This window comes from Exiguobacterium sp. s163 (assembly GCF_018617135.1).
GTDB lineage: Bacteria > Bacillota > Bacilli > Exiguobacteriales > Exiguobacteriaceae > Exiguobacterium > Exiguobacterium profundum.
On record NZ_JACSJN010000001.1, the window covers coordinates 981,794 to 994,253 of the forward strand.

A 12,460-nucleotide genomic window follows, 5' to 3' on the forward strand; every position below is an offset into this window, starting at 1 on the left:
ACCCCTATTTCTTACGCATTCAACAATTCACGCTCAAGGCGTGTCAATTTCGTTTCAATCGTATCATCGTACGTCGTGTATCCGACTTGGACACGGAGTCCACCGATGACTTCTTCATCGACGACGTTCTTCAATTGGAGCGTCTTCCCGAGCTTCTGTCCGAAGACGAGTTCGACGTCTTTCAAGTCTGTTGCCGACAATGGGTAGGCGCTTGTGACAATACCCTCTGCAATTCCACGATAGTCGTTGATCAATTCGCGGACGTAACGTGGTAATGCGCGAACCTCTGCCGCACGGTCGTTTTCGACCATGACGAGAAGTGTGTTCACGACAATCGCCGTCATATCACCAAAGCTGTCTTTTAAAAGCTGTGCAAGCTCGCTGTCACTGACTGCCGGATTCGTTAAGAGATCCATGAGTTCAGGAGTCGCGTGGAGCACTTCATCGAGCAGACGCACTTCCGCTTCGACTTGGTCGAGCGTGCCTTGTTCCCGCGCTAAGTCGAAGAGCGCTTTGGCATAGCGTTTTGCTAGTGATGCGTTCATCAGTTCGCACCTTTCGCTTTAGACAGGAAGTCTGTGACGAGGGCACGTTGTTTCGCTTCATCGCCTTTAAGGTCTGATTGAAGGACGTGGCGTGCTGCCGAAAGCGCCTGTGTGACGACTTCCGTTTGAAGAGATTGTTTCGCAAGCTCACGCTCACGCTCAATCGCTTTCTCTGCCTCGATTTTAATTTGTTCGGCTTCCAAACGCGCCTGCTCCACCAAGCGTGCTTGTTCTGCTTCTGCTTGTCGACGGCTTGCGTCGAGCATTTCTTTTGACTCAGTACGTGCTGCACTGAGTGCGTCACGTTGTTCAACGACATAATGCTCCGCATCTTTGCGGCTCTTTTCAGCGAGTTCAATTTCGTTCGCTACATACTCTTCACGCTGTCTCATCATTCCAAGGAGTGGTCCCCAAGCAAATTTCTTCAACAGGGCCAAGAGTACGAGGAATGTGAAAATTGTAAAGATCATATCCAGAATGCGGAGGCCTTCGCCGCCAGCACCAGCTGCAATCATCATCGTATCCATGCATACCCTCCTCTTGACTAAATAAGTGAGGGAGACGTGCTCCCTCTCATGCTATTCTCGTTAACTCGGAATCAAGAGTTGAGGAGAAGGAAACCGACAGCCACACCGATGATCGGGAGGGCCTCAACCAAACCGATACCGATGAACATTGTTTGACGAAGTTCGTTTTTGAGTTCTGGTTGACGTGCTTGTCCTTGTACTGTTCCGTATACGATCAAACCGTTACCGATACCAGCTGCGAGTGCTCCAAGTCCGATAACAAGTGCTGTTGCGAGAAGATTAAGTTGTTCCATTGTGTATATTCCTCCTAAAAGTTAAGTAAATAATTTGATTGTAACGCTTTGGCGAGATGTCCGAATCAATGTTCGGCCGAAGCTTTGTGCCCGATGTACACCATTGCAAGCGTCAGGAAAATGTAGGATTGGATAACCCCGATAAAGATTGAGAAACCTTGCCATAGAATCATTGGGAAGACCGCAAAGATTGCACCGAGCGGGTTGAGTGCGCCTTCGGCTGTAATCGCGAGTCCCAAGATGATGGTAATCATGATTTCACCGGCAAAGATGTTACCGTATAGACGCAAACCGAGTGTCAACGTGTTCGCAAACTCCTCGATCAATTTGATCGGAAGCAAGAACCAGACTGGTTTTACGAATTCCGCTGAATAGTGCTTGAACCCGTGTAGCTTCACCCCGTAATAGTGCGACATTGCAACGACGAGTGTCGACAACGCCAAGGTTACGTAAGGATCGGCCGTCGGTGAGTTGAACCACAGATAGTGTCCGGAAATGACGTTAAACGGTAGACCCATCAAGTTTGAGAAGAGAATGAACAAAATCAACGTCATCCCAAATCCGATAAAGCGTCCTCCTGTCTTCCAGTCCATCGCACTTGCGATGATTCCACGCACGAACTCCGCGAAGAATTCCATGAAGTTTTGTTTGCCAGTCGGCTTCATAGCTAAACGTCTTGTTCCCCAGATGGCGAATACGAAGACGAGTAACGCTGCTATTAACACTGTAATGACGTTCGTCCAGCTCCCGTATAACGTATAGTCCCCAAAGTGCAGAGAATATGTGGGAAACTCATGACCCATTAATATTCACCTCTTTTCCTGCTGAGCTGGGCAAGTGTAAACTCGCCAAATTGTATGATGTGGCCGGCGATTAGACCAGTTACCACCGCGATGACGGACACTCGATCCTCGTAGAGAAGACCGACTATCACTGCTAACGCACCGACCGCCATTCTTGAAACGGTCCCGTGCGACTTTGGTCGTCGTCCATGTTCGATGACGTCATACATGCGTATGACACTTCGATTCTGCATATGTAGAATGATGAGACTTCCGACCCCACCGATGAACAATCCGAGAAAAACGGCTTTGTACATCGGGACGATGAAGGCGCCAACTAACAAAATTGCAAACCATATGGTAAACCATTTCGTATAACGCTTCATCAACTCTTTTTGTGCTTTTCTGTCTGCTTGAATCGTATTCATTCGTCCTCTCCTGTCAATAAACTCCGAAGGGTGAGAACTAGCGCCGTAACCCCGAACACGAGTCCAAGGATAATCGACACATTCCAACCAAACGTGCCCCAAAATTCACGTCTTTCGCCGTACTGTCCGACGAGATAACCGATGACAATCGGTCCAGCAAGTGCTGTCGAGATTTGTGAAGCGAGCGAGGCATAGGATAGATAACGATTGTCTTTTTTCGCCATCCAACCCCCCCTTTCGAGTCTCACGTGCTTCCTTATTCTTTACGAATTCACACTCGCGTGACCATCAAAAGTCACACAAGTTCAGAGTAATAGAAATGGCATAAGAAGTCAATGAATTTCACAATTATAAAAGCGCTTTAAATCAAGTCGTATCAATAGTTTTACGCACTTCACAAACTAAACGATCGAGGCACTTTTTAAAGAAAGTGTGAAGAAACGTTGAAATAAAAATGTTGACTTTATAACATTTCACAAACGGAATCAGATGAAGAATAGTTCAGTTATACCCCCACGTTTTGGAAAATTCAATCGGTAAACGCTTACGTTCACAAAGAATTACGAAACGTCGGTTGACTTCATTTTGAAATCGTTTTCAACGTCCTGTATCAGTATACCGAGGATGTTTTTACCATGTCGAGCGATTTCGCCCATTTTTTTGTGAGGAATCTCATCCGGTTCAAAATCGCTTCCTCACCACTGGTTACCTATCCGAAATAGCAGAATTCTATTTAAATAAGAAAGAATAGATATATTCCATCCTCGTTCGTCATTCTTCTCGCTCTCGTTTTGTGTCTATTTTGTGACATCTGTAAATGATAAATATTTTTCGTGTCATTCGTCAAAAAAAGCGAAAATCGCACAGGCGATTCTCGCTTTTAAGTCATTACTTCGTACCAAACAAACGGTCACCCGCATCCCCAAGTCCAGGAACGATATAACCGTGGTCATTTAATTTTTCATCGAGTGCAGCAAGATAAATCTCTACATCCGGATGTTCTGCTTGTACACGTTCTACGCCTTCTGGTGCTGCACAGAGGCATGCCAACTTGATTGACTTCGCTCCATGTTTCTTGAGTGATGCGATTGCATCAACAGCAGAACCACCAGTCGCGAGCATCGGGTCAACGACGATAAAGTCGCGTTCTGTGACGTCTGTCGGAAGTTTCAAGTAGTATTCGTGTGGCTCAAGCGTTTCCGGATCACGGTAAAGACCGATATGACCGACTTTTACGTTCGGCATCATTTTGAGGAACCCATCCACCATACCAAGTCCTGCACGTAAAATAGGGACGATTCCCAATTTCTTGCCGGCAATCATCTTTTGAGTGGAAACAGAGACCGGTGTCTCGATTTCTACGTCTGTTAGGGGTAGGCTGCGCGTGATTTCGTATGCCATAAGTGAAGAAACTTCGTCGACGAGTTCACGGAACTGCTTCGTCCCCGTCTCTACTTTACGCATAATCGTCATTTTGTGCTGAATCAAAGGATGGTCATAAACATGTACTTTTCCCATCTTGCTTCACTCCTCTCTCATTCTCTCTCGAGCATTGTACCCTAACTCTGTTGAGATGGGTAGAGCCAACTTCTATTTTATCAAAGGTCAGACGCGACTTATGGTTGAATGACCTGGAAATAATCATTGCCCGGAAGTTCATACGATTGTGATGTGTGTTGATCGACTAAATAGAGTTCTGTTTCCGTTTTCCATACGTCAAAGGATTGCTCGGTCAATTCTTCATACAGATGCAAGTCTCCGATTTTGACAGCTGTAGACGTTTTTTCATGCGGCTGAATATGAGACAAGGCGTCAAACAACTCTTGCGTTTTTGGTCCGTCTAGCCAGATTGTATCTTGATCCGATTCAAAAACGGCCAAGCGCGTTTCCCCTTCGGCGGGGCGCGTGGACATCTTGTTTGTCACAGGACGGCGGACATGTCCCCAAATTTCAAGGACCGTTCCATATGTTTTCGATAACGATAACGACGTCTCTTCAGCCACATCCCCTTCAATCGGTCGGTCCGATAAGATGATGCGTTTCATGAGTTCGCGATGATTTCCCTTTAGTGAAATCTCTTCTTTCGGATCGACTTTCATATAAGGAGCCTCATATATATTCGGTAGGACGAGTTGTTTGAGCGAGGACGCCTCTCCGATTTGTAGGGTGAGACGATCATCGGCCCGCCTCGTCAAGAAGACATACCCTTCATTTTCTCCGCTTTGAAACGGGTATAGTTTTGGTTCAATGATTGGGTCAAGTGTGCGTCCGTTTCGAATCGTCTCGAACGTCACATAGATTGCCCCCGTATCTGGCGTCTTATAACGAAAAACTGAATCGGATATCACTTCTTCATGCGTCTCGTTCAAGTTGAACGTACTGGTCACCGCTTTAAGTTCGTCGATACGCTCAAACTCAATCGTCGAAACTACGTTCGACTCTTGAAACCGCTCTGGCTCAAGCGCTTCATACGCTTGAATGGGCTCCACAGCAAATGTTCGCTCCATCAACTCATTGCTGTTCGCACAAGTGAGGTACCGTTCATCTCCCGCTGCAAAATATTTCACTGTTTTGGAGCCGAGTACTTCATAGAGCGGATGATGAAACGTCACTTCCGCCACCATGGCTCGTCGCTCGGGCAAGACATCTGTCGGACGATGCTCACAGTATGTAAGCAGTTTCTCTTGTGTTTGTTTCGTTAATAGTATCTCAGGATCTTGCTCGACTCGATAGGAAGACAAAGGACGTAATTCGATTGCGTTCAACGTCTCGGCACCACATCCACTCAACAAGATACAACTGAGTAAGATTCCCCAATACGTACGCATTGATGTCCCTCCTCATTCCCAATTAGGTGGAAACCACCTAAATTTTTCTTGTACATCATAACATATAACCTATTTTTGTGATGATTTCAGAATTATTACGTTTCTGATGATTTGATAAAAGCGGTCCAATCCATTTTATGCCTCAACGTCTAGCCACAAAAAAAAGAACTAATCCATCAAAAGATTAGTCCTTTTCGTTACACCATCAGTCGTTTTCTCGCTCATCTTCAGGTGAGTCATCTTGAGATGAGTCGTCCTGCGAAGAATCATCTTGTTCATTCTGGTCGTCCTCCGATTCACGGTCGACTTCAATGACCGCCCCATCTTGATTTAGTTCAAGTTTGACAAAGTCGCCGACACGCGGGGTGTCATCATCGATTTCAGAACGTGCGGCAAGTGGATATACGTTGTCTTTCCCATCGATCTTAATCGTGACTTCTTGATTTGTGAGTTTGACGAGCGTGCCGTAAATATACGCATCATCATCACCACTCTCACGGTCCACTTCCTTCACTTCATCATCTCGGTTCAATTCGAGTTTTACCCGGTCACCCACTTGCGGTGTATCGTCATCGATTTCATGTGTCGCCGCTAAAGGGTATGTCGACTCTTTTCCGTTGAAGCTGATGGTGACATCTTCTTTCGATAACTTCACGAGCGTCCCGTATAGTTTATAGTCGTCTCCATCTCCCACTCGCGCTGCTGACGAATCATCTGATGCGCTACTTGAGCCATCCGATGTAGCAGGGTCATCTGGGTTGTCCGTTGATCGATCGTCACTCGCTTGATTGATTGCTTGTGGAACAATGACCGTATCCGTCTGATTCCCGTTTACGTAAAATCCAATTCCAACAATTGCCATGACAGCTAATAATGCGCCGATAATCCAACCGATGCGTTTCATGTTTGTTTCCTCCTCATGATGTGTTCTTCTTATTTTCATCATAAGCCTCTTCCGTGAGAGCATATTTAAGGCTTCATTAGAAGTTGATGAGAAAATGCGAAATATTCATCATCGAGTCAGGAAAAATATACTGCCATCCGGATGATTCGATCTACTTCCTATCGTCCACTCATTCAAGTCCGCCACTTCTTTCGCAATCGCGAGACCAAGACCGCTCCCACTGCGATCGCGCGCTTCATCTAATCGGTAGAATCGATCGAACAGCCGATTCCTCACATCATCCGTTAGAACGGGTCCTCGATCACGTACCTCAATTCGATCACTCTTCAAATGAAGGCTCGTCTCTTCCGCATACTTCAAACTATTGTCTAATAGGATGACAAGAATCCGCTGTAACGACTCACGATGACCAAACCAGCTTCCTGTAGCTTCAATAGGTAAATGGACGCCGTGCGACCGCAAAAAACGTTCCCCTATTGATTCCCCAAGTTCAGCTAAATCGATTTCTTCTCGCTCTACCTGTTCGAGTGCAGCAAATCGATTCAATTCGAGCATCGGTTCAATCAAATCATGTCGCATTTGACGCGACTCCGTTAAAATATGGTCAATCGCTTCGGCACGTACACTCACATCTTCTTGTCCCCACCGTTGCAATAACTTCGCATAGCCCTCGATGACGGTCAACGGTGTCTTGAGTTCATGTGAAACATCGGCGACGAAACGACGTTGTTGCTCCATCGTCCCTTCGACTCGCTCGATCATATGATTAAATCCGTCCGAAAGAGTCGTCACTTCATCCTTTCGGTCAGCCACTTCGATTGTCTCTAACTTACCGGACTCCGTGATCCGTTCCATCGTTTCTGTCAATCGGCGTAACGGTGACAGACCTTGACGTAAAATCCACCACGTCCCGAGGAACGTCAAGAGAACGGCAAGGAAGAACATGACGAGAAAAATGGTTGCGAGCGCTTGAATCGTATTGCTCACATCTCGATCCTGAAAGCCGAACGCTAGTCCATCCGTCGTCGCGACCACAAACCAATCATCGATGAGGGCCGGTTCCCCGTAATTGATGGGAAACGTCGTTCCGTCTAGCACTTCTCCTGCGATGATTCCCCATTCGCCGTTTTCTTGACGTTCTAACACGACACTGTCCTCATGAAGCGACAATACCGCATCGCTATTCCGGACATCTTCTTCCAAGAGATTCAACGCCTGCAGTAACACGTCAAAACGCGAATCGACAATTTCCTGTCTGGCGACGAACCAGGTCACGCCAAAGGAGACGAGAAGAAGCAACAGCATAAACCCTGTCATCGCCCACGCAATCTTTGTTCGTAGCATCGGTCACTCACCACGCTTCAACATATAGCCGACACCGCGAACCGTTTGAATCCAAGAGCCGGTCAATTTTTTCCTGACGTATCGGACATACACGTCCACGACGTTCGTATCCCCATAATAGTCGAATCCCCACACGTGTTCGACGAGTTGGTCACGCGTCAAAACTCGCTCCGGATTCTCTAAAAAGAAAACCAACAAGTCAAACTCACGTCGAGTCAACTCTACTTTCTTTCCGTCACAATATACTTCATGACGATTCACGTCGACAGTCAATGTCTCATATGTCAACACCTGTTCGGAATGGTCTTGACGAACAAGCTGGCGCATTCGTAAAAATGCCCGAATCCGTGCGAGCACTTCTTCTATTTCAAATGGTTTTGTGATGTAATCATCTGCGCCAAGATCGAGTCCACTCACTTTATCGTATCGATCGCCACGGGCCGTCACCATCAGAACGGGTAACAAAGGTCGCTCTTCTTTCAGACGACGGACCACCTCGAGTCCACTCATTTGAGGTAACATCACGTCAAGCAACACGAGGTCGACATCGTCAGCGAGAGCTCGTTCCAAACCGGTACGACCGTCTGTCGCCACCATGACCGCATATCCCGCATGCTTCAATTCCAACTCTAGTAATCGCGCAATCTTCGAATCATCTTCTACGACGAGAATCGTCTGCATCCTGCTCACTCCTTTGAAAAAACGCCGAGCGGTTCGCTCGACGTACTGTTATTCATTTCCCGAATTCAATCCGCAAAAAACAGACGAACGCCTTCCGGAATGGCTTGCTCGATTCGTCTTTCTAAATCATCTTCCCATTCATCCCACTTCGTATCGACTTGTTCCATCTGCTGTTCGACTTGCAGCGCCGCTAGCGATAGTTGCGACAGGCTAGCTTGTCCAGGTGAAGTGAAGAATAAAAATCCGGCAAGTCCGATTCCCATAAGTCCGATCGCCAATAAAGTTGTTCCAATGGTTTTCATTACACGTTTCATACACGCATCCCTCCTACCTCAAATCATACGACAGGAAAACGAGAAATCGTGGTGTACTTCATTAGAATTTCATGAGAAAAGGCGCTACTCATGTAGCACCTTACTCTTCGAGCACGGACTTCGCAATCGGTGCCCAATACGTCCCTTCCATCTCTGAAACGGTCGTCAATGTTTCACGATAAGCCGGGTCATTCGCTTTTTTCTCGGCAATCCCTTTCATCCAAAGGACATCCGCCTTATAACCGGATTCCGGATACGACTCGAGATAAGCCGCATAGTCCGCAATGTCTGCTTGTCCTAACTTATTGTCGACAAGAAGTCGATAAAATCCAACTGCTTGTTCTTGTCCGACTTTCGCGTTCCCGTCTAATAGGCGGTCGGCTTTTTCATACTGTTTGCCTTGGACGAGTGATTCTACCTCAGCCAGCGGTACGACATCCGTTGAGGTGTCCGGTGCTTCTTCAGTCGATTCCTCTGGCTTCTGTTCGTCCGAATCTTGAAGTTTCTCATTCTCTTTTTCGAGTCGGGCGACTTCTGCCTCGAGTTCTTCAAGACGTTCCGCGAGCGCTTCTTCTTCTGTCACCGTCTCGACAACGACTTCGTCCGGTTCGTCCGGCGTGACGACCGGCGGTTCGGAATCTGGCCAAAATACGAGCGCTACAGCTGCAAGACCAACGACAAGCGGGAGTCCGAGCCATTTCTTATCGAACTTGAACGCCTGTCGCCATTCGGCTAAATCCGAATGTTGGATGACAGCCGACGAGAACGAACGAAAGCGGCGCTTGGCCGCTTTTTTTCCGTTCGCCTTTACTTCTAGCGCAAGACCTAGTCGATGGAAAGCAGCAGGCACTTTCATCCCGAGGAGCGGCACGATTCGTTCACTCGCTTCTTCATAATAGCCATGGTCGAGGAGCGTCGTGATGACACCGAACTCACTGGCGACAAGACGGAAAGACGGATCGTATTCCCCTTTACGAGCCAACCATTCTGTCATATCGAACAATGGAAGTTCGGATAGCTCTCGTTCTGCTAGTGTCCGAATATCCATTGACTCAGCCTCGTTCAGGGTAAAGCGGGAACTTCGCCGTTAACGATCGCACGTCTTGAAGTGCTTCCGCGATTACCGCCTCGTCTTCATGTTGTTTGAGCACACGCCCGATGAGACGTGCCACTTCTTTCATATCCGCTTCTTTGAAACCACGAGTCGTCATCGCAGCCGTTCCGAGACGGATTCCGCTTGTGACAAACGGTGATGCCGGGTCGAATGGGATCGTGTTTTTATTGACCGTGATTCCCGCTGCATCTAGTGCATGCTCAGCCGCTTTACCTGTGATCTCGATTCCTCGAAGGTCAACGAGCAAGAGGTGATTGTCCGTTCCGCCCGATACGATTCGAAGTCCCTCTTCTTCAAGGCCTGCCGCAAGTGCTTGTGCATTCGCAATGACTTGACGTTGGTAATCTTTGAATTCCGGTTGGAGTGCCTCACCGAACGCGACCGCTTTTGCCGCGATGACGTGCATGAGTGGTCCACCTTGAATCCCTGGGAAAATCGACTTGTCGATCGCTTTGGCGAACTCTTCTTTACAAAGAATCATTCCGCCACGTGGTCCACGAAGCGTTTTATGCGTCGTCGTCGTGACGAAATGCGCATGTTCGACCGGGTTCGGATGCAGACCTGCTGCCACGAGTCCAGCGATGTGCGCCATATCGACCATAAGATAAGCATCGACACTGTCCGCGATCTCACGGAACTTCGCGAAGTCGATCGTACGTGGGTATGCTGACGCTCCCGCGACAATCAATTTCGGCTTATGTTCTTTCGCAAGTGCAGCGACGACGTCATAATCGATGTGTTCTGTCTCTTTGTCTACACCGTATTCGACGAAGTTATATTGCACACCTGAGAAGTTGACCGGACTCCCGTGCGTCAAGTGACCACCATGAGACAGGTTCATTCCGAGAACCGTATCTCCTGCTTCAAGCACCGTGAAGTAGACCGCCATGTTCGCTTGTGCACCCGAGTGTGGTTGTACGTTCGCATGTTCTGCACCGAACAATTCTTTCGCACGGTCACGCGCCAAGTTCTCAGCGACGTCGACAAACTCACAGCCACCGTAGTAACGGCGTCCTGGATATCCTTCGGCATATTTGTTCGTCAATACTCCACCTTGCGCTTCCATGACCGCTTCTGAAACAAAGTTTTCTGAAGCGATGAGTTCGATGTTGTCGCGCTGACGACCGAGCTCGTGTTGCATTGCCTCAAACAATTCCGCATCCTGCACTTTCAACTTCGTCGTGTTTACCATGTGAATACCCCCTCTAAATGTCTAAAAATCAACACCCCCATCGTACCACACGCTTGTTTTTTTGGGTATCGCAATAATCTGATGAAAAGTTGGGTATCATTAATAGGAATGTAACTGTGAGGAGGCCACTTATGATTGAGACAAAAGAACTGACGATCACACCGTTCGAACGGACACGAACGGTCCGTATTTACACACCTGCCGACTATGAGACGTCCGAAAAACGATATCCGGTCCTCTACATGCACGATGGACAGAACTGCTTTAATGACGAGGATGCGAGCTACAATATGAGTTGGCGCGTCGGTGAATATTTAGACGCCTCGAAGCGCGACTTGATTGTCGTCGCCCTCGATAGTGCACCAGGCGAACAACGCCTCGATGAGTATGGACCATGGGAAAACCCTTATATCGGGGAGAGCTTGCTCGGTCGTGACATCGTGCTCGGCGGGCAAGGTTCCGCCTATGTCGAATACATCGCGCAGGAATTGAAACCTCAAATCGATGCCGACTATCGGACGATCCCGGAAGCGACAGCGATGATGGGGAGTTCGATGGGTGGACTCATCTCGGTGTACGCAGCCTGTGTGTATCCAGACATCTTCAAACGCGTCGCTTCCCTATCCTCTGCATTTTGGTTCAACCAAACCGAGCTAGAACAATTGATTGAGGCGAGCGATTTGAAGGGAGTGGAACGTCTTTACTTGGACGTCGGCGCCAAAGAGGTCGAGGAGCCGATCGAAAATGGACCGACGAACGAGATGTATCGTGAGTCGAGCGAACGCGTGTACAACTTGTTAAAAGACAAGGTCGAACACATCCGATTCGAAGTGATTGAAGAAGGAGTTCACAACGAGCTCGCCTGGCGTGAGCGTTTCCCGATGGTCATCTCCTATCTTTTTGGAGAAGATTTATAATTTGAACAAAAAAGCATCGCATTCGGTCGAAAAACCTAAATGCGATGCTTTCTTCATTTATTTGGATACTGAGCCCGTGGCCCACCAATCAGTTTCGGTCTCGTGACTGCGAACGTGACGTACGCCTCTCCGAGATGCTTCGATGATAACCGAACCGGTATCGCGACCGGTTTCAAATGCATCCCAATCAATGTCGAGCCGATATCAATCCCGGCATCTGCTTGAATCGATTCGACGACACATGGTTCATCAAAGTTGGCATAAGCCTTCTCTGACATCGCTCCGCCCGCGGACCGGATCGGGACGACCGTCACTTCTGTGAGACCGAACTGTTTGAGTGTCCGGCGCTCAACGGTGAGGGCACGATTGATATGCTCACACCCTTGAAACGCCAAATGGACACCTGTCTTCTTTCTAAATTCAAGGAATGCTTCCATCAATTCGCTTGCGACATCAATGGAACCTGCCTTCCCAATCGTTTTTCCGAGCACTTCACTCGTCGAGCATCCGATGACGAGAATGCGCTCATCATTCAAAGGAAACCGTTCGTGAAGCTCCGTCAAAAATCCGAGAAGTTCCGTCTTCATTTGA

The 12,460-nt window shown here is 48.0% G+C and carries 16 protein-coding genes; 1 reads left to right on the forward strand and 15 read right to left on the reverse strand.

The window, feature by feature from the left end:
- Positions 1-11 precede the first annotated feature (11 nt).
- From KNO71_RS05050 to glyA, 14 genes are all read right to left on the reverse strand, one after another.
- Positions 12-545, reverse strand: a complete 534-nt coding sequence (locus KNO71_RS05050; protein WP_012727358.1) for a F0F1 ATP synthase subunit delta — start codon at positions 543-545, stop codon at positions 12-14.
- Complete coding sequence (gene atpF, locus KNO71_RS05055) at positions 545-1,072, reverse strand: F0F1 ATP synthase subunit B (RefSeq protein ID WP_012727359.1); 528 nt, start codon at positions 1,070-1,072, stop codon at positions 545-547. Before atpF ends, KNO71_RS05050 begins: the two co-directional genes overlap by 1 nt.
- 71 nt (positions 1,073-1,143) lie before the next feature.
- Complete coding sequence (atpE, locus tag KNO71_RS05060) at positions 1,144-1,365, reverse strand: F0F1 ATP synthase subunit C (protein WP_012727360.1); 222 nt, start codon at positions 1,363-1,365, stop codon at positions 1,144-1,146.
- Between the two features lie 65 nt (positions 1,366-1,430).
- A complete protein-coding gene (gene atpB, locus KNO71_RS05065) occupies positions 1,431-2,168 on the reverse strand; it encodes a F0F1 ATP synthase subunit A (protein ID WP_074035878.1) in 738 nt (245 codons plus the stop codon).
- The gene (locus tag KNO71_RS05070) at positions 2,168-2,575 is read right to left on the reverse strand and encodes an ATP synthase subunit I (RefSeq protein WP_074035722.1); all 408 of its coding nucleotides are present in this window, start codon (positions 2,573-2,575) and stop codon (positions 2,168-2,170) included. The genes atpB and KNO71_RS05070 overlap by 1 nt, the downstream gene beginning before the upstream one ends.
- A complete protein-coding gene (locus KNO71_RS05075; protein WP_012727363.1) occupies positions 2,572-2,799 on the reverse strand; it encodes a hypothetical protein in 228 nt (75 codons plus the stop codon). The genes KNO71_RS05070 and KNO71_RS05075 overlap by 4 nt, the downstream gene beginning before the upstream one ends.
- A 664-nt stretch (positions 2,800-3,463) precedes the next feature.
- Positions 3,464-4,093: a uracil phosphoribosyltransferase gene (upp, locus tag KNO71_RS05080; RefSeq protein WP_012727364.1), complete on the reverse strand. Its 630-nt coding sequence runs from the start codon at positions 4,091-4,093 to the stop codon at positions 3,464-3,466.
- A 98-nt stretch (positions 4,094-4,191) separates the two neighbouring features.
- Positions 4,192-5,403, reverse strand: a complete 1,212-nt coding sequence (locus tag KNO71_RS05085) for a hypothetical protein (RefSeq protein ID WP_214687557.1) — start codon at positions 5,401-5,403, stop codon at positions 4,192-4,194.
- A gap of 205 nt (positions 5,404-5,608) precedes the next feature.
- Positions 5,609-6,307, reverse strand: a complete 699-nt coding sequence (locus KNO71_RS05090) for a hypothetical protein (protein ID WP_078147664.1) — start codon at positions 6,305-6,307, stop codon at positions 5,609-5,611.
- A gap of 108 nt (positions 6,308-6,415) precedes the next feature.
- Complete coding sequence (locus tag KNO71_RS05095) at positions 6,416-7,651, reverse strand: sensor histidine kinase (protein ID WP_214687558.1); 1,236 nt, start codon at positions 7,649-7,651, stop codon at positions 6,416-6,418.
- Between the two features lie 3 nt (positions 7,652-7,654).
- Positions 7,655-8,332, reverse strand: coding sequence for a response regulator transcription factor (locus tag KNO71_RS05100; protein ID WP_211782232.1), 678 nt, complete (start codon positions 8,330-8,332; stop codon positions 7,655-7,657).
- Between the two features lie 65 nt (positions 8,333-8,397).
- Positions 8,398-8,646 carry a hypothetical protein gene (locus KNO71_RS05105; RefSeq protein ID WP_214686029.1) on the reverse strand — a complete coding sequence of 83 codons (249 nt, stop codon included), beginning with the start codon at positions 8,644-8,646 and terminating at the stop codon, positions 8,398-8,400.
- A gap of 100 nt (positions 8,647-8,746) precedes the next feature.
- Positions 8,747-9,694: a hypothetical protein gene (locus KNO71_RS05110; protein ID WP_214687560.1), complete on the reverse strand. Its 948-nt coding sequence runs from the start codon at positions 9,692-9,694 to the stop codon at positions 8,747-8,749.
- 4 nt (positions 9,695-9,698) lie between these two features.
- Entirely contained in the window at positions 9,699-10,952 is a 1,254-nt protein-coding gene (gene glyA / locus KNO71_RS05115) for a serine hydroxymethyltransferase (RefSeq protein ID WP_214687562.1), read from the reverse strand.
- Between the two features lie 131 nt (positions 10,953-11,083).
- Here glyA and KNO71_RS05120 point away from each other — a divergent pair, with 131 nt between their 5' ends.
- Positions 11,084-11,869, forward strand: a complete 786-nt coding sequence (locus KNO71_RS05120) for an alpha/beta hydrolase (protein WP_214686023.1) — start codon at positions 11,084-11,086, stop codon at positions 11,867-11,869.
- 53 nt (positions 11,870-11,922) lie between these two features.
- Here the strand turns inward: KNO71_RS05120 and KNO71_RS05125 are convergent, their stop codons facing one another.
- On the reverse strand, positions 11,923-12,456 hold the full coding sequence (locus KNO71_RS05125) for a TIGR01440 family protein (protein ID WP_201302252.1): 534 nt from the start codon (positions 12,454-12,456) through the stop codon (positions 11,923-11,925).
- Between the last annotated feature and the right edge of the window lie 4 nt (positions 12,457-12,460).